Source organism: Lysinibacillus sp. JK80 (genome assembly GCF_027557635.1).
Classification (GTDB): Bacteria; Bacillota; Bacilli; order Bacillales_A; family Planococcaceae; genus Lysinibacillus; species Lysinibacillus capsici.
Map to the genome: position 1 here is coordinate 1805671 of NZ_CP058997.1, position 18754 is coordinate 1824424.

24 protein-coding genes are annotated in these 18754 nt (G+C 39.0%); 8 read left to right on the forward strand and 16 right to left on the reverse strand.

Annotated elements, in window-relative coordinates:
- Positions 1 to 118 precede the first annotated feature (118 nt).
- From HXV90_RS09545 to HXV90_RS09590, 10 genes are all read right to left on the reverse strand, one after another.
- Positions 119 to 1567 carry a spore germination protein gene (locus HXV90_RS09545; RefSeq protein ID WP_004232186.1) on the reverse strand — a complete coding sequence of 483 codons (1449 nt, stop codon included), beginning with the start codon at positions 1565 to 1567 and terminating at the stop codon, positions 119 to 121.
- A 15-nt stretch (positions 1568 to 1582) separates the two neighbouring features.
- Positions 1583 to 2374: an RNA polymerase sporulation sigma factor SigF gene (sigF, locus tag HXV90_RS09550; protein ID WP_009370709.1), complete on the reverse strand. Its 792-nt coding sequence runs from the start codon at positions 2372 to 2374 to the stop codon at positions 1583 to 1585.
- 10 nt (positions 2375 to 2384) lie between these two features.
- Positions 2385 to 2825: an anti-sigma F factor gene (spoIIAB, locus tag HXV90_RS09555; protein WP_048391296.1), complete on the reverse strand. Its 441-nt coding sequence runs from the start codon at positions 2823 to 2825 to the stop codon at positions 2385 to 2387.
- On the reverse strand, positions 2818 to 3171 hold the full coding sequence (spoIIAA, locus tag HXV90_RS09560) for an anti-sigma F factor antagonist (protein WP_004232181.1): 354 nt from the start codon (positions 3169 to 3171) through the stop codon (positions 2818 to 2820). Before spoIIAA ends, spoIIAB begins: the two co-directional genes overlap by 8 nt.
- Positions 3172 to 3410: 239 nt before the next feature.
- Positions 3411 to 4661 carry a thymidine phosphorylase gene (locus HXV90_RS09565; RefSeq protein ID WP_054550603.1) on the reverse strand — a complete coding sequence of 417 codons (1251 nt, stop codon included), beginning with the start codon at positions 4659 to 4661 and terminating at the stop codon, positions 3411 to 3413.
- Positions 4662 to 4674: 13 nt separating this feature from the next.
- Positions 4675 to 5856 carry a phosphopentomutase gene (deoB, locus tag HXV90_RS09570; protein ID WP_066036601.1) on the reverse strand — a complete coding sequence of 394 codons (1182 nt, stop codon included), beginning with the start codon at positions 5854 to 5856 and terminating at the stop codon, positions 4675 to 4677.
- Between the two features lie 98 nt (positions 5857 to 5954).
- A complete protein-coding gene (xerD, locus tag HXV90_RS09575; protein WP_054550601.1) occupies positions 5955 to 6857 on the reverse strand; it encodes a site-specific tyrosine recombinase XerD in 903 nt (300 codons plus the stop codon).
- Positions 6858 to 7032: 175 nt separating this feature from the next.
- Positions 7033 to 7497: a ferric iron uptake transcriptional regulator gene (fur, locus tag HXV90_RS09580; protein ID WP_004232171.1), complete on the reverse strand. Its 465-nt coding sequence runs from the start codon at positions 7495 to 7497 to the stop codon at positions 7033 to 7035.
- A gap of 122 nt (positions 7498 to 7619) precedes the next feature.
- On the reverse strand, positions 7620 to 8132 hold the full coding sequence (locus HXV90_RS09585; protein ID WP_004232169.1) for a hypothetical protein: 513 nt from the start codon (positions 8130 to 8132) through the stop codon (positions 7620 to 7622).
- Between the two features lie 53 nt (positions 8133 to 8185).
- Positions 8186 to 8743 carry an NUDIX domain-containing protein gene (locus tag HXV90_RS09590; RefSeq protein WP_048391304.1) on the reverse strand — a complete coding sequence of 186 codons (558 nt, stop codon included), beginning with the start codon at positions 8741 to 8743 and terminating at the stop codon, positions 8186 to 8188.
- A gap of 76 nt (positions 8744 to 8819) precedes the next feature.
- Between HXV90_RS09590 and HXV90_RS09595 the strand changes: the two genes are divergently transcribed.
- Together HXV90_RS09595 and HXV90_RS09600 are read left to right on the forward strand one after the other, a co-directional pair.
- Entirely contained in the window at positions 8820 to 9719 is a 900-nt protein-coding gene (locus tag HXV90_RS09595; protein WP_054550600.1) for an aldo/keto reductase, read from the forward strand.
- Positions 9716 to 10195: a VanZ family protein gene (locus tag HXV90_RS09600; RefSeq protein WP_066036598.1), complete on the forward strand. Its 480-nt coding sequence runs from the start codon at positions 9716 to 9718 to the stop codon at positions 10193 to 10195. Before HXV90_RS09595 ends, HXV90_RS09600 begins: the two co-directional genes overlap by 4 nt.
- 16 nt (positions 10196 to 10211) lie before the next feature.
- On the opposite strand, the gene HXV90_RS09605 is transcribed toward HXV90_RS09600, so the two are convergent.
- The 3 genes from HXV90_RS09605 to HXV90_RS09615 form a co-directional block, all read right to left on the reverse strand.
- Positions 10212 to 10718, reverse strand: coding sequence for a GNAT family N-acetyltransferase (locus HXV90_RS09605; protein ID WP_269898874.1), 507 nt, complete (start codon positions 10716 to 10718; stop codon positions 10212 to 10214).
- A 177-nt stretch (positions 10719 to 10895) separates the two neighbouring features.
- A complete protein-coding gene (locus tag HXV90_RS09610) occupies positions 10896 to 11162 on the reverse strand; it encodes a YqkE family protein (RefSeq protein WP_036080173.1) in 267 nt (88 codons plus the stop codon).
- Positions 11163 to 11185: 23 nt separating this feature from the next.
- On the reverse strand, positions 11186 to 12370 hold the full coding sequence (locus HXV90_RS09615; protein WP_269898875.1) for an acetyl-CoA C-acetyltransferase: 1185 nt from the start codon (positions 12368 to 12370) through the stop codon (positions 11186 to 11188).
- A 207-nt stretch (positions 12371 to 12577) separates the two neighbouring features.
- On the opposite strand from HXV90_RS09615, the gene HXV90_RS09620 reads away from it, so the two are divergent.
- Entirely contained in the window at positions 12578 to 13549 is a 972-nt protein-coding gene (locus tag HXV90_RS09620; protein WP_036080551.1) for an alpha/beta hydrolase, read from the forward strand.
- Between the two features lie 48 nt (positions 13550 to 13597).
- Here HXV90_RS09620 and HXV90_RS09625 read toward each other — a convergent pair whose 3' ends face one another.
- The 3 genes from HXV90_RS09625 to sirA all read right to left on the reverse strand — a co-directional run bounded on the left by HXV90_RS09625 (position 13598) and on the right by sirA (position 14954).
- Positions 13598 to 14101, reverse strand: coding sequence for an S-ribosylhomocysteine lyase (locus HXV90_RS09625; RefSeq protein ID WP_048391314.1), 504 nt, complete (start codon positions 14099 to 14101; stop codon positions 13598 to 13600).
- A 110-nt stretch (positions 14102 to 14211) separates the two neighbouring features.
- Positions 14212 to 14430: a YneF family protein gene (locus HXV90_RS09630; RefSeq protein ID WP_004232154.1), complete on the reverse strand. Its 219-nt coding sequence runs from the start codon at positions 14428 to 14430 to the stop codon at positions 14212 to 14214.
- 98 nt (positions 14431 to 14528) lie between these two features.
- A complete protein-coding gene (gene sirA, locus HXV90_RS09635) occupies positions 14529 to 14954 on the reverse strand; it encodes a sporulation inhibitor of replication protein SirA (protein WP_004232148.1) in 426 nt (141 codons plus the stop codon).
- A gap of 337 nt (positions 14955 to 15291) precedes the next feature.
- Here sirA and HXV90_RS09640 point away from each other — a divergent pair, with 337 nt between their 5' ends.
- The 5 genes from HXV90_RS09640 to HXV90_RS09660 all read left to right on the forward strand — a co-directional run bounded on the left by HXV90_RS09640 (position 15292) and on the right by HXV90_RS09660 (position 18742).
- Positions 15292 to 15648, forward strand: a complete 357-nt coding sequence (locus HXV90_RS09640; RefSeq protein WP_269898876.1) for a lmo0954 family membrane protein — start codon at positions 15292 to 15294, stop codon at positions 15646 to 15648.
- Between the two features lie 15 nt (positions 15649 to 15663).
- The gene (locus HXV90_RS09645) at positions 15664 to 16302 is read left to right on the forward strand and encodes a PspA/IM30 family protein (protein ID WP_269898877.1); all 639 of its coding nucleotides are present in this window, start codon (positions 15664 to 15666) and stop codon (positions 16300 to 16302) included.
- A 112-nt stretch (positions 16303 to 16414) separates the two neighbouring features.
- Positions 16415 to 17098: a cell wall-active antibiotics response protein LiaF gene (gene liaF, locus HXV90_RS09650; protein ID WP_004232142.1), complete on the forward strand. Its 684-nt coding sequence runs from the start codon at positions 16415 to 16417 to the stop codon at positions 17096 to 17098.
- Positions 17095 to 18135 carry a sensor histidine kinase gene (locus HXV90_RS09655; RefSeq protein WP_016992954.1) on the forward strand — a complete coding sequence of 347 codons (1041 nt, stop codon included), beginning with the start codon at positions 17095 to 17097 and terminating at the stop codon, positions 18133 to 18135. Before liaF ends, HXV90_RS09655 begins: the two co-directional genes overlap by 4 nt.
- Complete coding sequence (locus HXV90_RS09660; protein ID WP_269899037.1) at positions 18110 to 18742, forward strand: response regulator transcription factor; 633 nt, start codon at positions 18110 to 18112, stop codon at positions 18740 to 18742. Before HXV90_RS09655 ends, HXV90_RS09660 begins: the two co-directional genes overlap by 26 nt.
- Positions 18743 to 18754: the final 12 nt, after the last annotated feature.

Here is an 18754-nt window from a genome sequence, read left to right on the forward strand (position 1 = left end):
ACATATAAAAAAACAAATGTATAGTACTTGCTTTTTCTTGAATGAAAATAATTTTTGCAAAAATCACAAAATACTATATGTGAACTTTATCACATGAAAAAAACGAGTGCAACGGCTCCTATGATCTTTTTCGCTGTTTGGAAGCGACTACATAAGGTCTGAGTGCATCCGCTGTCATTGGGAAGCGAATAATGACGCGAAGCATTGCTGTTGGAAAGAATGGAACAAGCGGCCATAAATAAGGTGCCTGCATTGGTCGCAATGAACATAAATACGTAAACAATAAAAATAAACCAATAAATAACCCATTGACACCCCAGAGACCCGTCATCAGAAGTAGCAGTAACCTAAAAATTTTAATGGAGATACTAAGCTCATAAGATGGAATAATGAAAATAAGAATGGCTGCTACCGCTGTATAGAGGACCACCTCTGAAGAGAATAATCCAACATCAATCGCAATTTGACCAATGATTACCCCCGCAACCAATCCCATCGCTGTGGACAATGGTGACGGTGTATGAATGGCGGCCATCCTCAAAAATTCTATTCCAATATCCGCAATCAAAATTTGTAGTAATAAAGGTACATGCGATTTCTCCTCCGTACCTAAAAAGGAGAGGGCATCTGGAAGTAGGGATTCATTCGTTGCAAATACATACCACAATGGCAATAAAAGTAAACCCATTACAGAGCCAAAATATCGCATAAAACGTACAAACGTCCCTACTGTGGGTGCCTGACGATATTCCTCTGCATGCTGCAATAAATGAAACACTGTAACAGGTACTAAAATAACGGATGGAGAAGTATCGACTAATATAGCTATATGCCCTTCAAGTAGATGAGCTGCAGCAATATCAGGTCTCTCCGTATAACGTACAAATGGAACTGGGTGGAACTTTTGTTTAAAGAGCCATTCTTCTAATGATTTATCGGCCATCGTCAAGCCATCATGATTTATTTGTCCAAGACGCTGTCGTAAACTTTCGAGCATATCTTCATTGGCAACATCCTTCATAAACGCGATCGCCACGTCGGTTTGACCGATTTTGGATATTTTATGTAGCTCGAAACGTAGATTACTATTACGAATTCGCCTACGTATTAAGGCTGTGTTTTGAGAAATCCCTTCTGTAAAGCCATCCCGTGATCCACGGATAACTTTTTCATTATCTGGCTCTTCTGGAGAGCGTCCTGGATAGTTTCTAAGCTCTGCAACATAGCAATAGCCACTTTTAGTAATAAAGGTGACTTGTCCACTTAAAATGGCTAGTAAATAGGCTTTACGCTCTGTTTCTTCTGAACGTCCATGGAAATTAAAGTAAGACTCAAAATATTCCTTCTCATCCTCTACATCAATTTCAATGTCCTCATCTGGAAGCATGCTAGACAGCAACTGTGTTAAAGCTTCTCCATCTACAAGCCCACTAATATATGCACAAAGGACCGGCAAATCTTTGACAAATAAGTGTTTAATACCAACGTCAAACGATTCGCCGTCACCAAATTGTTCTATAAGAAAATCTTCGGCTTCTTCTAAGCTGTTAAATAATTTATTTGTCATGCTGTCACCATTTTCTTAGATGTCTTTTTTTATTACTTCCTGCTCCACTGTTGCACTAGTTGCCATCCAACTTTTCAGCTGGGCAAGGATTTTTTTCTCTAATCGGGAAACCTGTACCTGCGATATACCTAATCTATTTGCAATTTCAGTTTGCGTGCAATCTGAAAAATAGCGAAGATATATGATAGACTGCTCTCTTGGCTCAAGTCTCGTTAGTACTTCTTTTAATGGGATGTAATCAAATGGTTGCTCCGATTTTTCATCCTTCATTTGATCCATTAGTGTAATGGAATCACCCTCACTCTCATACAATTGCTCATGAAGAGAGGCAGGGTCTCTCAATGCATCGGATGCTGTAACAATTTCCTCTGTTGTCACACCAAGCACCTGAGCAAGCTCTTGTATGGTTGGTGGATGTTCGTTCTTTTTAATAAATTCATCTGTAGCATGACGGATTTTAAAATTGAGCTCACGAATAGAGCGGCTCACCTTCACCATGCCATCATCCCTTAAAAAGCGCTGAATTTCTCCAATGATCATCGGTACAGCATAGGTTGAAAATTTCACATCATAGGTTAAATCAAATTTATCCACAGATTTCATGAGCCCTATGCAGCCAATCTGGAATAAATCCTCAAGCTCAACACCTCTCGTTGTAAAACGTTGAACAATGGACCACACAAGTCTCGTATTGCCTTCTACCATTCGTTTACGAGCCTCATGATCGCCCTGCTGTGCGCGTGCAATTAAATCACGCATTTCCTCCTGAGACAATAGCTTATCGGACGACTGTTCTAACGGCTTCACGGGTTTAACCTCACATTACCGCTGTGCGAACTGTGTAAAATTTCTTCGTGAATGTTACAGTTGTTCCTTCTTGCCATTTTGATATAACTGTCAGCTGATCTGAGAAGCTATCCATAATCGTGAAGCCCATACCCGAACGCTCCATCATACTTTTTGTTGTAAATAATGGCTCCATCGCTCGACTAACGTCTTCAATTCCTATCCCTTTATCCATGACAGATACTGTCACAATATCATCCTCACGTTTAGCATGAACTGTCACAACACCCTTACCATCTTCTTCATAGCCATGAATAATAGCATTGGAAACTGCTTCTGAGACAACTGTTTTAAATTCTGATAGCTCATCAATAGTTGGATCTAATTGAGCAATAAAGCCTGTAACAGCTACACGCGCTAAAGCTTCATTTTCACTAATTGCCAAAAAAGTTAATGTCATTTCGTTATCCATTTACAATCCCCCTTACGCGATCAATCGCTTGTTCCTCTGTTGCATCCATCATCCACGGTCCTAAACCTGAAAATTGAAATACTTTTCGCATTGTTGGCGATGGATTCAATAATATAGTTCGCCCAGCAACTGCCTCTAACTCACGCATACGACCAAGCACTAATCCAACTCCCGAACTATCCATGAAAGATAGTCCTTCCAAGTTCCAAATGATGGTCGTCACAGTGCCTTGAAAAATTGCTGCAGAAATTTTCGCTCGAATTTGTTCAACGGCATGATGATCGAGCTCCCCAAACAAACGTATAACGACTGTCTCTCTTGTGACCATTTCTAATTGATAATGCATGAACATCGCCTCCTCCTCGTGCAATTCCACATTCAATAGGTTGAATCCTTGTGGCTGACAGAACTAGTGCAAAGTCTTCCGAAATAGTGTCTAATCGACATACTTATAGCTTTTTAGGTTATGTGCAGTATGGGATAAATCTACAATTTCTAAACGCTATCGAGCTCTAAATTTTGGCGATTCATCGAACGCACAAAAAAGCGAGAACCCTCATAAGTGAGGGCTCTCGCTAATAATCTTTATGCAATTGTATAAGCTTGCTGAATTTTATTAATTGTCTCTTCGTCAATTGGCTGATTTGAATACAAATAAGCAATCGTATCACCATTATTAACATGATCACCTTTTTTGGCGATTAGCTGAATTCCTGCATCATAATCAAGCTTTGATTCCTTCGTTAAACGTCCAGCGCCTAGACTAACACTTGCTTCTCCAACTAATAAAGCATTAATCGTCTCCACCGTGCCCTCTGAAACCGCTGTCACTGCTACTTTATGAGCTGTGTCATTTTGAACAATATCAGAGACTACTCCTCCTTGCGCCACAATAAACTCCTCGAATTTTGCAGCTGCAGAGCCATCTGCTAGCACTCGCTTAACAGCAGCTGTCGCTTCCGATTCATTCACACCTGCCGCAATTTGGTACATCAAGGAAGAGATGACAACACATTCTTCAACCAAATCTTCATGCGTTTCTGCCATACGTCCACTTAATAGGGCATAAGCCTCCACTACCTCAAGCTTATTACCAATCATTTTCCCTAAAGGATTATCCATATCACTGATGTGTGCGATGACTTTACGGCCAAGTTTTTCTCCAATAGCCGTCATTGTATCTGCTAAACGCTGTGCTTCTTCCTGCGTCTTCATAAACGCACCTGAGCCACATTTTACATCGAGGACTATACCATCGGCACCACTTGCAATTTTTTTACTCATAATCGACGCTGCGATTAATGGAATAGAATCGACAGTACCTGTCACATCACGTAATGCATATAATTTTTTGTCGGCTGGTACTAGATTACCTGTTTGTCCAGCAACGGCAATTTTATGCTGATTGACATTATCAATGAACTCCTGTGATGAAAGCTCTGTTTTAAAGCCCTGAATGGATTCAAGTTTATCAATTGTCCCCCCAGTAATCCCTAAGCCTTTACCACTAAATTTCGCAACAGGAATTCCTAGAGCAGCAATAATTGGCGTAACAACAAGTGTAACCTTGTCACCAACCCCTCCAGTTGAGTGTTTATCAATTTTAAAGCCTTCAATAGATGTTAAATCAATGACATCGCCTGATTCGATCATTGCCTTTGTTAAATAAAATGTCTCATCATCAGACATGCCTAGTAAACGTATCGCCATTAATAAAGAACTTGCTTGATAATCTGGGATAGAGCCTGTCGTATAGCCTTCAACAAAATACTGAATTTCAGCTTGAGAAAGCTCTAATCCTTGTTTTTTCTTTTCAAACAATTGAACCATATTCATACAAAAAACCCCCTTATTTCAAATCATGTAAGAAACTTTTACCGAATGGCGGTGCTTCTACATGAAAGTTTTCTGCAACTGTTGCTGCAATATCTGCAAAGGTTTCACGAAGCGCAAGTTCCGCACCACCTTTAAAACGTGGTGAATAGACAATTAGTGGTACATATTCGCGTGTATGATCTGTCCCTGGGAAGGTTGGATCATTGCCGTGATCTGCTGTAATAATTAATAGATCGTCTTCTGACATTGCCTCTAGAATTTCTGGTAGACGTGCATCAAATTCTTGTAATGCCTGTCCATAGCCTAGAGGATCACGTCGATGGCCGAAATTGGCATCAAAGTCGACTAAATTTAAGAAGCTTAGACCACGGAAGTCACGACGTACAACTTCTGCAAATTGATCCATACCATCCATATTATTTTTTGTACGTACAGCATCTGTTACACCTTCACCATTGAAAATATCTGAGATTTTTCCAATTGCAATCACATCTAATCCCGCGTCCTTCAAAACATTCATTGTTGTACGACCAAATGGCTTTAACGCATAATCATGACGATTGGATGTACGAGTAAAGTTTCCAGGCGTACCCACAAATGGTCGTGCGATGACGCGACCTACTAAATATTCAGGCTGTAATGTTAATTCACGAGCAATTTCGCAAATTTTATATAACTCTTCTAGTGGAATGATTTCTTCATGAGCAGCAATTTGTAAAACAGGATCGGCTGATGTATAGACAATAATCGCACCTGTTTCCATATGCTCCTTCCCGAAATCTTCAATTACTTGTGTACCACTTGCTGGCTGATTGCATAGCACTTTCCGACCTGTACGTTTCTCTAGCTCATCAATTAGCTCTGCAGGAAACCCATCTGGATACACTTTAAATGGTTTATCAATATTTAACCCCATGATTTCCCAATGGCCAGTCATCGTATCTTTACCAACTGATGCTTCTTGCATTTTACCGTAGTATGCTTTAGGGTCAGTAGTTGCATGCATTCCATGCAATGGTTCAATATTCGCTAAACCAAATGACTCCATTACTGGCATTGTAAGCCCATTCATTTTTTCAGCGATATGTCCTAGTGTATGTGCGCCAACATCCCCAAATTTAGCAGCGTCTGGCGCTTCACCAATACCTACGGAATCCATGACAACAACATGGATTTTGTTAAAAGGTTTATTCATAATGGTTGCCTCCTAATCTCATGACTCTATTTTACCAAAAAAATGCGAAAAATAAAGGTCAGACATCCGACTGAAAAATAATTTTTTCCTATTATCTTTTAAGCACGTGGATGGAATTGCTTATAGACCTCAGATAATCTTGTTTTGCTAATATGTGTATAAATCTGGGTAGTAGAAATATCTGCATGACCAAGCATCTCCTGCACCGCTCGTAAATCGGCTCCATTTTCAACCAAATGAGTGGCAAAGGAATGACGCAATGTATGTGGTGTTAATTCATGTTGGATGCCTGCCTTTAACGCATGCTCCTTCATTAGTTTCCAACAACCCTGCCTTGTTAAACGTTTCCCTCTTTGATTAATAAAAAACGCATCTGTTTTGGGGTACTTTCCCTGTAATTGACTACGAGCACCATTTAAATAGGCATTTATTGCCGAAAGTGCGCTTTTGCCGAGTGGAATGATTCGCTCCTTGCCACCCTTCCCAAATACACGTACAAAGCCCATGGTTAAATGAATATCAGCTAAATCCAGTGCAATAAGTTCACTGATGCGCATACCAGACCCATATAGTAACTCCAGCATGGCAAGATCACGTATACCTTGTGGCTTACTTTTATTTGGAGCTGTTAGTAAAGCTTCAATCTCTTGGATAGATAAAATATTAGGCAACTTTTGCTCAATTGTCGGCATCTCCAAATGGACTGTCGGATCAGTTTCTGCACGCTTTTCTCGTAGTAAAAATTGATGGAAACTTCGAATCGATGAAATATGACGGGCAATGGTACGACTTGTCTTTCCCTGTGCCCGCAATTGCTCTAAATGGCGTAATATAGTTGTCCGTTCTACCACACTAAAATCAGACATACCTTCTGCTTCCTTTAAAAAATGTACATAGCTTTCTAAATCTCGGCGATAGGATGCTAATGTATTAACAGATAACTGCCTTTCCACCTGAATAAAATGGATATAGTCCTCTACTGCATATTGAAATTCATTCATCACAACGCCCCCTCACTGTCAATTATTCTCTATTTTAGCATGGCCTTAAGAAATGTGCTAAAGGACCCTCCATTCGACATAAACCACCAACCATAATGGTGTCTATACTTCAATAAAAAAAACAAAAAACTGCCCGATTCAATCTATACCAAAGATTAAAACAGACAGTTTTTCGTTATTTTTCTTCATTCGATTCGTCGTTTTTATCATGACAGCGCCAGCATATGCCGTGGAAAGTTAGTCGGTGATCTTTTATAATAAAGTTCCAACGTTTTTCAACAACGGCTTCCACATCTTCAAGTAAATCTTCTTGAATTTCATCAACAGCACCACATTCGATACAAACAAGATGATGGTGGAAATGGGCAGCTCCCTCTTGGCGTAAATCATAGCGCGATACGCCATCGCCAAAGTTGATTTTGTCGACAATTTTGAGCTCAGTTAATAATTCTAACGTTCTATAAACAGTAGCTAGACCAATCTCAGGTGCTTTTTCTTTTACTAAAAGATAAACATCTTCAGCACTTAGGTGGTCCTCTTCGTGCTCAAGCAAAACAGCAACTGTCGCTTCTCGCTGCGGCGTCAGCTTGTAACTAGCACTATGCAACTGTTTTTTTATACGATCAATTCGGCTCTCCATGTGACGCCCCCCTAAACTCTTTCCATTATACCAAAGGAGTAAATCCTATTACAAGATAGTGAATAGATTTCTAACATGCTTCTACTTTTTTATCTGATCACAATTTTGGTCTATTCAATCCATCATTTTAACACATAAGAAATAACAATAAACTCAGCAACTATTATGATGAAAAATGCGATAAAATTCAACAAAATTGTCCGACCAGATACTTGTTTCCCGATTTTTCGCTTTGACCAAGCGGGTACAAGTAAATTGCATAGGACTAGCAACAATATACAATAGATGAGCTGAAATGGAAACCACCAAATCGTATAAAGCCAAAAAGCTTCAAGTTTTTGTAATAAAAAAACCGAACTAAAGCCAAAAAAAGTGGCACGCATGGCTACAGTCACACGCACTAACACCTTTAAGACGCTATGTGTTGCTAGTAATAATATAAGACCTATGGAAATAGCAACAGGCAGTACTAAACGAAAAATGGATTGCCTGTCCCCATCTGCTAAACGAGGCTCTATAAATAATATAAAGGGTTCCGCTTTCGGTCCACCAATAATATGAAAGAAAATAACGCCACAAACAAAACTTACTGCAATGATGGAAGCGTGATAAAAAATAGACACCGTACGAGACATAAACATGCTCCTTTTCTATCAAGGTTTGTACAGCTTATGCTCGTCCGTCTCTATTATGCTAAAAGATTATTTTCTAAATTTGCAGCTAGCCATAGCACTGCGAATGCTGTTTTAGCATCATATATACGCTGGTCAGCCACCATTACTTGTGCTTCTTCCAACGAAACTTCTAATAGTTCGACAAATTCATCCTCATCTAAATCTGCTTTATTGTCTATTGTATATAATCCCCTCGCCACAAACAAATGAAGAACTTCATCCGCAAAGCCTGGTGATGTTGCAAATGTTTGTAAAAAAGTAAGTTGATGCGCGCCATAACCTGTTTCTTCCTCTAATTCTCGACGTGCTGTCATCACTGGCTCCTCACCTGGCTCTAGCTTTCCAGCTGGAATTTCAATAATAGAACGCTCCAGCGCTTTACGATATTGTTCTACTAACACTAGTTTACCCTCGTCCGTAACAGCAATCACCGCTACGGCACCTGGATGCTTAATGATTTCACGTTTTGCAACCTGTCCATTTGGTAAAGTGACATCATCAATTTGTAGTTTTATTATTCTACCGTCATAGATCGGTGTCGTTTTCGTTGTTTTTTCCTCAAACTTTTTCATTGACGATAACCTCGCTTGTTCTTCAGATATGTTCATTGTACCATTACAAGTAGAGAAATCGAAGGAGGTCATTCGTATGAAAAAAAGACAGCTTGGTACAAGTGAATTGTTTATTTCAGAGATTAGTTTAGGGGGCATGTCTCTTTCGACAGATAAAACACAAGCAGCTGCCATTGTCGATATGGCATTAGATGCTGGCATTAACTATATAGATACAGCTGATTTATATGATTATGGTGCAAATGAAGAGATTATTGGCGCAACGTTAGGTAAGCGTCGTCATGATGTCATCCTAGCAACAAAGGTAGGTAATCGGTGGGCAGAAGGGGTAGATGGCTGGCATTGGGACGCATCACCATCCTATATAAAAGAAGCTGTCCATGCTAGCTTACGACGTTTAGGAACAGACTACATTGATGTATATCAATTACACGGTGGCACAATCGAAGATGATTGGGACGGGATAATTGACACATTTGAAGGACTGAAAAAAGAAGGGCTCATTCGTGAATATGGTATATCCTCCATTCGTCCTAATGTATTGCAGCGATTTTTACCTGCAAGCTCGGCTAGAAGCGTCATGATGCAATACAGTGCCCTCGATCGCCGCCCTGAAGAATGGTTTAACTTTATTGCGAAACAGGGTGCTTCTGTTGTAACACGTGGCACAGTGGCAAAGGGCTTATTAACAAATAGCTGGCAACAACGTCTACAACATGTTAATGGTTTTAACACCTATACTGCTGAGGAGTTAACAACAACGTTAACAGACTTAGCTTTACACTATAATAACTTGCATGCTTTGGCTATCGCTTTTAATCTAAAAGAGCCGACAATCGCTTCTACGGTCATTGGCGCAAGCTCTCAACAACAACTAGCACAAACGCTTGCTTCCTACGAGAAAATTAATTCTATAACAGATTTCAAGGTAGCTAATGAGCTAACAAAAAATGAGTACTATCAAGAACATCGATGAAAAAATGGCTAATTTTACTCATTTGTCTAGTTGTACTAGTAATCTCCTCTAGTATGACCTATGAGCAACAGAGTATACTACCAGAATTAGAAGATTTGCTCGCTAATAAACCTTTTGAAAAACAACTATCTATTTTAAAAATTCCCTATTGGGGAACCATCGTTTCAGTGGAAGAGCGAGGTTATTTTCCATTTGTAGAGTTTTTAATTCGTAAATTGACACACTTCATGGGATTTGGATGCATCGCACTTGGCCTTTACTTCGCTTGGGGAAAAAGACGTTTTGCAGCAAGTATTGCTATCGGTGGAACGGCTACAATCGCAGTGCTTGATGAGTTTCGTCAAAGCTTTACGCCAGGTCGTACAATGAGTGCTCAAGATGTGCTTGTCGATACAGCTGGAGCCATTGTTTTTGTTAGTCTCGTTGTTGCACTAAGAAAAATACTCAAAAATAAAAGACAAAAGGCTCAATTATAGCCTTTTGTCTTTTATTTTAAAGGTGGAACCGCCAAAAATAGAGGGACTTCGTTTCTTTAAACAAGACAGCCCCTGCTTTTTCCAAAACTCGATGGGAAGCCATATTTTCTTTTTCCGTGTCAGCGATAACGTATTTTGCATTTGGCTGATGGAGTAACCAGTCTTTAAGAGCTATGATTGATTCTGTCATATAGCCCTGCCCCATATAAGGAGGCAAAGTATAATACCCAATCACAACTTCCCCTTGCTCATTTGGCGTACCTTTTAGCATTATGCCACCAACAGCACAATTTTTTTCTTTTAATACAAGTAACCAATTCGTATGCCATAGATAATTTGGCTCATTTTCTAATACTTTGCAAAGTCTAAAATACAGCGCTTGTTTAAGCTCGCAATCTAAACTCCCTACACCTTTACTTAATGACAACTCCGCCGCCATTTGCTCCTCATGCTCTATTAGTAAATTAAGATACTTAGCGTTTAAAGGAATTAATCTTATTCTTTTCGTTTGTAATTCTACCATGTTGGTCTCCTAACATAATTTAATTGATACTAAACTACAATTAGGTATATGTTATTGGCAGCGTCTCCCGTTCCATTAATTTCAAAAATCTCTCCTTATATATCGACCACAACCATATAAATGTTATGCTGTAAATATAAAACAGTGAACCCACCTATGTGAATTCACTGTTCTCTCTTAATATTTAGTACCTTTATCGCCGTATTCGTTTAAAAGTTCTTCAAACGATTTGTTTTTTTCTCGTTGTTTACGTTCAAAAGCTAGTTTTGCCTGACGCTCTTCTTCTGCCGCCTGCTCTTTAGCAGTTAAATCTTGCTTCGCTGCTTTCAATTTTGCTAGCACATCGCCACCTAGCTGATCTGCTAATGTGACTGCCTCTTGCTTAGGTAGACTAGCTGTTACGCTATTGTCAGTATGCTGTTGCTGTTTTCGTTTCTTTCCCATTTCTATTCACCTTCTTATTGACATCAAGGGCGCTTCACAACTGTTGCTACGCCTTGTCCACCACCGATACATAGTGTGGCTAAGCCCGTTTTCACATCACGCTTTTCCATCTCATGTAATAGCGTTACCAAAATCCGAGCACCACTTGCACCGATTGGATGACCAAGAGCAATAGCACCCCCGTTAACATTTAGTTTATCATGATTAAAGCTTAATTCACGATCTACAGCAATCGATTGTGCTGCAAATGCTTCATTTGCTTCAATTAGATCGATATCGTTTAAAGTAATATCAGCCTTTGTCAGCGCTTTTTGTACTGCTTTTACAGGACCTGTCCCCATAATTGCAGGATCTACACCAGCACTAGCATTCGCTGTAATGATCGCCATTGGTTGAATGCCTAGCTCTTGTGCTTTTTCCTTTGACATCACCACTACCGCTGCCGCACCATCATTAATACCAGACGCGTTCGCTGCTGTGACAGAGCCATCCTTTTTAAATGCTGGTCGTAGCTTACCTAATGATTCTGCTGTCACACCTGCTCGGGGAAATTCATCTTTATTGAAAAGCAGTGGCTCTCCCTTGCGCTGTGGAATCTCAACAGCAACGATTTCATTTTCAAACTTGCCCGCTGCAATTGCTGCCTCTGCACGTTGCTGAGAACGAGCTGCAAAAGCATCCTGCTCTTCTCGAGAGATTTGATACATATCACATAAATTTTCAGCTGTAAAGCCCATATGATAATCGTTAAAAGCACACCATAGGCCATCTTGAATCATTGTATCTACTACCTTTTGGTCGCCCATTCGGAAGCCTTCTCGTGCATTTTTTAAGACGTATGGAGCCTGGCTCATATTTTCAAATCCACCTGCAACAACAATCTCTGCATCTCCCGCTATAATCGCCTGTGTTGCTAAATGAACAGCCTTTAAACCTGATCCACATACTTTATTAATTGTTAAGGCTGATACCTCTTGAGGTAACCCCGCTTTAATTGCCGCTTGACGCGCTGGATTTTGTCCAAGTCCAGCCGATAAAACATTCCCCATAATAACCTCATCGACCTGTTCACCTGCTACGCCAGCACGCACTAATGCTTCTTTAATAACAATGCTACCTAACGTTGTCGCTGGTACGTCTTTTAATGTCCCCTGAAATGAGCCGATTGCTGTACGCACCGCACTCACGATTACTACCTCGTTTGTCATAATCATTCTCCCCTTTTCCCCGTTCAAGAATCAACACTGCATGCATATGCTACTAGCAGATATGTATATTTTAACAAATATTTTGACGATTTTCGATAATAGAAATAATCGCAGTTTTGCCAAAGATATTGTAAAATGTTGACGTGTTTTAAACAATCTTAGTTGGGAACATTACAAATAAGAAACAGCATGTGGAGGTGTTTTATGATGAAAAAGAAGATGCTTTTATTCTCTGGTATTACAACAACGCTAGCCGCCGCTGCAACAGGTCTGTTTGGCTTCGCGCTTTCCAATAAATTAATGTATATCCAACAAAAAGACCCTGAATTTATACGGGAACGAGAAACGACCGCAAAGCGCTTTGATGAAGCTTGGTACAATAAAAACTTGAAATGTGAACTGAATATTGATTCTCCAAATGGCTATACAATTCGAGGCATTATGTTTCAGCCATTGCAAACAAATAACACTATCATCATTTGCCACGGTGTTACCGAAAATAAAATAAATTCCGTGAAATATGCTCGCCTTTTTGAAAGACTTGGCTATAATTCTGTTATATTTGACCACCGTCGCCATGGTGAATCTGGAGGCAAGACAACAAGCTATGGCTACTATGAGAAAAACGATCTTGATGCCGTGGTGAAAACAGTAAAAGCCATGATTGGAGAGGATGCTATACTTGGCATTCACGGTGAATCGATGGGTGCTGCAACCATGCTCCTCTATGCAGGAACAGTCGAGGATGGCGCTGATTTTTATATCTCAGATTGCGCGTTCTCGGACTTTTCTATGTTACTCAAACAAATTGCGAAAACTGAATTTAAATATGGCTCCATTATTCCTATTCGTTTTGCTGACTTTTTTGTTCGTCTTAGAGATGGTTACTCATTTAAAAGTGTAACACCTGCCGAAGCCGTCACACATATTGAAAAACCTGTGCTCTTTATCCATAGTATTCCAGATACGTTTATTCCAGCTTCCATGTCACTCGATCTCTACAATAAAAAAACCGGTCCAAAAAAATTAAAACTTTTTGATACGGGGGCACATGCACAGTCCTTTAATGAAAATATGGATGAATATGAGGATTTAATTCATGATTTTTTAGACAATTTTATTTATCAAAAAATCAATCGGGATTCTTCTTCTTCGAATGTCATTCCATTCCATTTTTAGGGCAATGAAAAACCTTGCGTCATTTTACTCGCAAGGTTTTTATTTTATTTAATCTTCAAAAATAATATGCCATTCATCACGTTTCGCTAAAAACTCTTTCGCTAATGCTTGGGCCCCTTCTAAACTATGGCTAGCAGCCCAGCCACATTGCACTTCATTGCAGGCAGGCACTGCGGTTGCCTTTGTCACATCTGTAAATGTGTTCTCTAAAATAGCTAATAAATCCTCATAATCATTATGATTGATCAAGGACACATAGAAGCCTGTTTGACAACCCATTGGACTGAAATCAACAATATGATCAGAGTAATTACGGATAATGTCAGCAGATAAATGCTCCAAAGAATGCAATGCAGGCATTTCCATATGCTCCTTATTTGGCTGTTTAAAGCGAATATCGTATTTATATACTTCATCGCCATTTTTGCCCGTTTTCACACCTGCTAAACGAACATAAGGTGCCTTCACTTTTGTATGATCTAGATCAAAACTTTCTACATTTGTTTTTTCTTTTTGCAATATACACAACTCCCTTCCGTATAGTAACTCCATTATACATAGTTTCCCGATAGAGTTGTATGATTTTTAAGAATTATTTAAATACTATTAAAAATAAAAAAACAACTAGTTAAGCTTGAACTAGTTGCTCGGAACATTCCAAATTACTTCTGGAATTTATTCATTTGCGCCATCATTTGACGTACTTGCTTTTCAGACGGCGTACGACCCATTTGCGCCATCATCATACGAATCATTTGCTCATTAATAGGTGGGTTTTCTTTCAAATATTTCATCATAGCTTGACGAGCGAAATAGAAACCAAGTGCTGCGCCCGCTGCTAATGCGATAATTACGATAATAATCCAGCCCCATGTAGGCATACAACCAACCTCCTCCACTACAATATACCGAGAAAAACTCTCCACGCTCCATTATACACCAAATAATAGCGTGTTACTATATATTGTAGTGAATTTTCCTAGTGCATTGTATACTTCATCGGCTTTAACCACCCACACTCATTATCCTGTTTATTAAAAGCAATAAAACGTTCACTCATTTTAGCAAGCATTTGAAATAAATCTAAATCTAGCATTCGCGAACCTTCGCAATAAACACAAATTTTACGATCTACTAAATAAATAGCCATTTTACCTTTGATCGGATGTTCTAAAAACAAAGCATTACGAGCTCTTTCTAGGTGTGCATATTTGGAATCAAGTTGATGCTCTAACATGGCTGCAATCTCCTCAAAACGAACGGATTCACATATATATGCAAGCTCTTTTAAGGATTTCTCATTGGCATCTTCACAACCTTGCATCATCTCTAACAACTTACGCTCTCTGCCAAAAATAAACGTTAAATGCTCTTCTTTTATCTTATATATAGAATAGGTTCTCACCAGAAATCCTCCTTCGCTCAGTTTCTTTTTCATAAGTATAGCTCATTCAATCTTGTTTATTTGTCAAACGAAGGAGGGATCTCTCTTCTATTTTTGTCGAAAAAATTCTAGTTTCGGGTCTATAAATGACTTTATGACAAATGGTATTTTCAACCAAAAATAATTAATATTTTTCCAAAAACAAGAAAAAGTCTTATTAAACACGGCTAAAAACCTTCTATTTTGCTGCTTAGATGGATCTCAGCCTCAAGACCTAGTTCAAAATCAATTTCGAGTCCGTTTTAGACAATCTTGTAAATAGGTAACATAAAGGTACAAACGAAAGGAGCTAAAACAAATGAAAAAATTTCTTTTATTAACTGGAGGCGTCATTGCAGCATGTGTTGCACTAGCGTTAATTGGACCACTGGCGGGGTTATTATTCTCTGGATTATTTGTAGCACTGGGCATGCACTTCTACATTGCTAGTAAGTCATCTTTTGGTAAAATTTTCTGGTTTACAGTTGGTCTAATCGGTGTCCTATCAGCAGTGTCTAACATTCCAGCAATGGTAGGTCTTGCTGCCATCGCCATTATCTATGTTATCTATAAAAAATGGAATGGCGAAGATGTAAAAATCCCTACAATTGAAGAAAAAAAAGAAGAAGATCCGTTTACAAACTTTGAAAAAGAATGGTCAAATTTAACAAAATAAAAGGAGCGATTTTAAATGAACTTATTTCAACGTTTTAGATATACAGTAGAGGCAGACTTACACCAATTATTTGATAAGAAGGAACAAAAAAATCCGATTGCGATGTTAAATCAATACATTCGTGAAGCAGAAAAACAAACAGAACAAACAGGCAAATTATTAGAGCGACAAGGGCAATTAAAAGAAAAGCTAGAACAAGAATATAAAGAAAACGCTGATTTACTAGCGAAACGTGAATCTCAATTAGCATTAGCAAAATCTAGCGGAGAGCAAGACTTAATTGATTTCGCTACGGATGAAGTAACAGCTTATTCAGCTCGTAACCTTACATTACAAGCTAGCATTGAAGCAAGTACTCGTGAATACTTCGAGCTCGAGCGTAAATTTGAAACAATGAAGCATAAAATTAAAGATATGAAAGTACGTCAATTACAGCTGATGGGGAAAGAAAATGTAACTCGCGCCCATCATCAAATGGATGGAATGATTGCCAAAAATAATAAAACAAACTTTGAAGATTTAGAAGCATATATCGATAAATTAGCTTATCAAATCGATAAAGACCATGAGCTTACAACTTTTGAGGCAAGACTGGCAGAATTAGAAAAAAAAGCAGTAGAAGAAAGCTCAACACTGCTAATTGAAAATAAATAACATGGTATAATGAAAGCAATGCGCCAACATTAAAAGGCGCATTCTTTCACGTTTAAGAATAGAGGGTCCCATTCCCTCTCTTATACTATTAGTAGAAGGAAGGGTGACCCTCATGCAAAATTTCACAACAAATAAGCTCACATTTTGGGTTCTTTGCTTCTTTTTACTCGTCTTTGTGGAGCTAACTATATTTAATAATGGTGGTGCCTTCTGTTTATTGATTGGGGCTGTACTTCTTTATTTAAGTTTTTCCAAAAAAGTTCGATTTTTTAAATGGACAGGAATTTTCTTTATTGCTATTGCTTTGTTCACGATGTGGAGCTTACGTTTATTTATCGTCATCATGCTCTTATATATGCTCTATCAATACTTGCAAAGAGAAAACGAGCCAAAAGTAGTTGGTGCAGAGCTATTTGAAAAGCTTCCTGCAATTAAAAATGACCTAATTGGCACAATGCCAGCGCCTATAGAAGCTTATAAATGGCAAGATGTACAAATTCAGCGCCTTGCAGGAGATATTACCATTGATACAACGCAAACGATTTTACCAGCTGGCACTAGTCTTATTACAATTCGACAAGGTATCGGTAAAGTTCAAATCTATGTTCCTTATGAAATTCCATTCCGTTTACAGTATACGACGTTATTTGGTGAGCTCTCCTGCTTACACGTAGGGCCGCAACGTATAGTAAATGAAAGTATTACTTTCTCAGACGGCAACCCTGAGGATGCTAAACGTGTACTGATTATTCATGTCGCAACCTGGCTTGGAGATTTGGAGGTGCTACGAAAATGATAGCATTTATCTCAAGATTATTTACATTATTTTTTATTTTAATGAGTGCTGTTTTCGGTCTTCTTGTTGCACTATGGGGCAATCCTGATGAAAAAACATGGGAGCCCTTATGGCAGCAGAATTACGATAATATCCCTCTAGGTGGCATCATCATAGTTAGCCTGTTTATACTTAGCTTCCTGTTTGCTAGCTGGATCAGTATGACTGCAAGGGCACGAGAAGCGCAGGCAACACGAATAGTGAAACAACTGATCGAGCCTGATTTTGTTTTTCCTAAAAAACAAGCTCTTCCGAAATCGTTAAAAAAAGCACTTGTCCAAACGAGTGAATTAATTGATACGCAACGTAAAAGTTTACAGCGTTTGTCCAATGAACGGGCTGAGGCCAATGATAAAATTATTCAGGAGCGTATTATTGCTGAACGCCAACGACTAGCTAGAGAACTCCATGATTCTGTGTCACAACAACTATTTGCTGCCTCTATGTTACTATCTGCATTAACTGAAAATGACGAACATGCTACTAGCTTAAAACAGGTGGAGAAAATCGTTCAGCAGGCACAGCTAGAAATGCGTGCATTACTGCTACACTTACGGCCTGTTGCTTTACACAATAAAACATTGGCACAAGGCTTAGAGGAATTGATTATTGAACTTCAGCAAAAAGTTTATTTCCATATAGAATATGAATTAGAAGAAATGGCCTTAACTAAAGCAGAGGAAGATCATTTATTTCGTATTGCACAAGAGGCACTCTCCAATACGCTGCGTCATGCCAAAGCAAGTGAGGTGGAATTACTTCTTGTGGCACGAGACGACTTAGCTATTTTACGAATTCAAGATAATGGTTTAGGCTTTGATGTGGAGGAAGATAAATCCACATCATACGGTTTACAAAATATAGCTGAACGAGCAGTTGAAATTGGCTGCACCTATAAAATTGTATCAGTGCCTGGTGAAGGAACAATTGTAGAGGTTAAAATTCCTTTACAAAAGGAGGAGGTCAATGTCGATGATACAAGTGCTCATAGTGGATGATCATGAAATGGTACGGATTGGTGTGTCAGCCTATCTTTCAGCACAGCCGGATATTACGGTTGTAGGTGAGGCTGAGAACGGTAAAGAGGCTGTGGAACGTGCCCTAGCGCAAAGGCCTGATATTATTTTAATGGATAATGTGATGCCTGTTATGACAGGAGCAGAGGCAACAGTGGAAATATTAGCAGCATGGCCTGAGGCAAAAATCATGATGGTGACTAGTTTTTTAGATGATGATAAAGTATATCCTGCCTTAGAGGCTGGCGCGGTAAGCTATATTTTAAAAACATCTAATGCCAAACAAATTGCAGATGCTATTCGAAAAACGATGGGTGGCGAAACGGTATTAGAGCCAGAGGTCACTTCCAAAATGATGCACCGCATGCGCCACGGCAATAGTACGCCACTATACGAACAATTGACTGAACGTGAAATGGAAGTATTATTGCTAATGGCCCAGGGTAAAGCCAATCAGGAAATCGCTGATGAGCTATATATTGCCTTGAAAACGGTAAAAACACATGTTAGTAATATTTTAGCAAAGCTAGAAGTTCAAGATCGTACTCAAGCCGTCGTCTACGCCTTCCAAAACGGACTTGCTAAATAATCCTACATAAAA

What these genes read in the sequence shown, in the direction of transcription:
- spoIIAB (WP_048391296.1), bottom strand. Translation starts at nt 2,825, where the DNA reads ATGGATAACGAAATGACATTAACTTTTTTGGCAATTAGTGAAAATGAA.
- HXV90_RS09660 (WP_269899037.1), top strand. Translation starts at nt 18,110, where the DNA reads ATGATACAAGTGCTCATAGTGGATGATCATGAAATGGTACGGATTGGT.
- HXV90_RS09640 (WP_269898876.1), top strand. Translation starts at nt 15,292, where the DNA reads ATGAAAAAATTTCTTTTATTAACTGGAGGCGTCATTGCAGCATGTGTT.
- HXV90_RS09565 (WP_054550603.1), bottom strand. Translation starts at nt 4,661, where the DNA reads ATGAATATGGTTCAATTGTTTGAAAAGAAAAAACAAGGATTAGAGCTT.
- HXV90_RS09625 (WP_048391314.1), bottom strand. Translation starts at nt 14,101, where the DNA reads ATGGAGTTACTATACGGAAGGGAGTTGTGTATATTGCAAAAAGAAAAA.
- HXV90_RS09655 (WP_016992954.1), top strand. Translation starts at nt 17,095, where the DNA reads ATGATAGCATTTATCTCAAGATTATTTACATTATTTTTTATTTTAATG.
- HXV90_RS09615 (WP_269898875.1), bottom strand. Translation starts at nt 12,370, where the DNA reads ATGACAAACGAGGTAGTAATCGTGAGTGCGGTGCGTACAGCAATCGGC.
- HXV90_RS09610 (WP_036080173.1), bottom strand. Translation starts at nt 11,162, where the DNA reads ATGGGAAAGAAACGAAAACAGCAACAGCATACTGACAATAGCGTAACA.
- xerD (WP_054550601.1), bottom strand. Translation starts at nt 6,857, where the DNA reads ATGAATGAATTTCAATATGCAGTAGAGGACTATATCCATTTTATTCAG.
- fur (WP_004232171.1), bottom strand. Translation starts at nt 7,497, where the DNA reads ATGGAGAGCCGAATTGATCGTATAAAAAAACAGTTGCATAGTGCTAGT.
- HXV90_RS09595 (WP_054550600.1), top strand. Translation starts at nt 8,820, where the DNA reads ATGAAAAAAAGACAGCTTGGTACAAGTGAATTGTTTATTTCAGAGATT.
- deoB (WP_066036601.1), bottom strand. Translation starts at nt 5,856, where the DNA reads ATGAATAAACCTTTTAACAAAATCCATGTTGTTGTCATGGATTCCGTA.
- HXV90_RS09620 (WP_036080551.1), top strand. Translation starts at nt 12,578, where the DNA reads ATGAAAAAGAAGATGCTTTTATTCTCTGGTATTACAACAACGCTAGCC.
- HXV90_RS09545 (WP_004232186.1), bottom strand. Translation starts at nt 1,567, where the DNA reads ATGACAAATAAATTATTTAACAGCTTAGAAGAAGCCGAAGATTTTCTT.
- HXV90_RS09630 (WP_004232154.1), bottom strand. Translation starts at nt 14,430, where the DNA reads ATGCCTACATGGGGCTGGATTATTATCGTAATTATCGCATTAGCAGCG.
- spoIIAA (WP_004232181.1), bottom strand. Translation starts at nt 3,171, where the DNA reads ATGCATTATCAATTAGAAATGGTCACAAGAGAGACAGTCGTTATACGT.
- liaF (WP_004232142.1), top strand. Translation starts at nt 16,415, where the DNA reads ATGCAAAATTTCACAACAAATAAGCTCACATTTTGGGTTCTTTGCTTC.
- HXV90_RS09605 (WP_269898874.1), bottom strand. Translation starts at nt 10,718, where the DNA reads ATGGTAGAATTACAAACGAAAAGAATAAGATTAATTCCTTTAAACGCT.
- HXV90_RS09585 (WP_004232169.1), bottom strand. Translation starts at nt 8,132, where the DNA reads ATGTCTCGTACGGTGTCTATTTTTTATCACGCTTCCATCATTGCAGTA.
- HXV90_RS09600 (WP_066036598.1), top strand. Translation starts at nt 9,716, where the DNA reads ATGAAAAAATGGCTAATTTTACTCATTTGTCTAGTTGTACTAGTAATC.
- HXV90_RS09645 (WP_269898877.1), top strand. Translation starts at nt 15,664, where the DNA reads ATGAACTTATTTCAACGTTTTAGATATACAGTAGAGGCAGACTTACAC.
- HXV90_RS09590 (WP_048391304.1), bottom strand. Translation starts at nt 8,743, where the DNA reads ATGAAAAAGTTTGAGGAAAAAACAACGAAAACGACACCGATCTATGAC.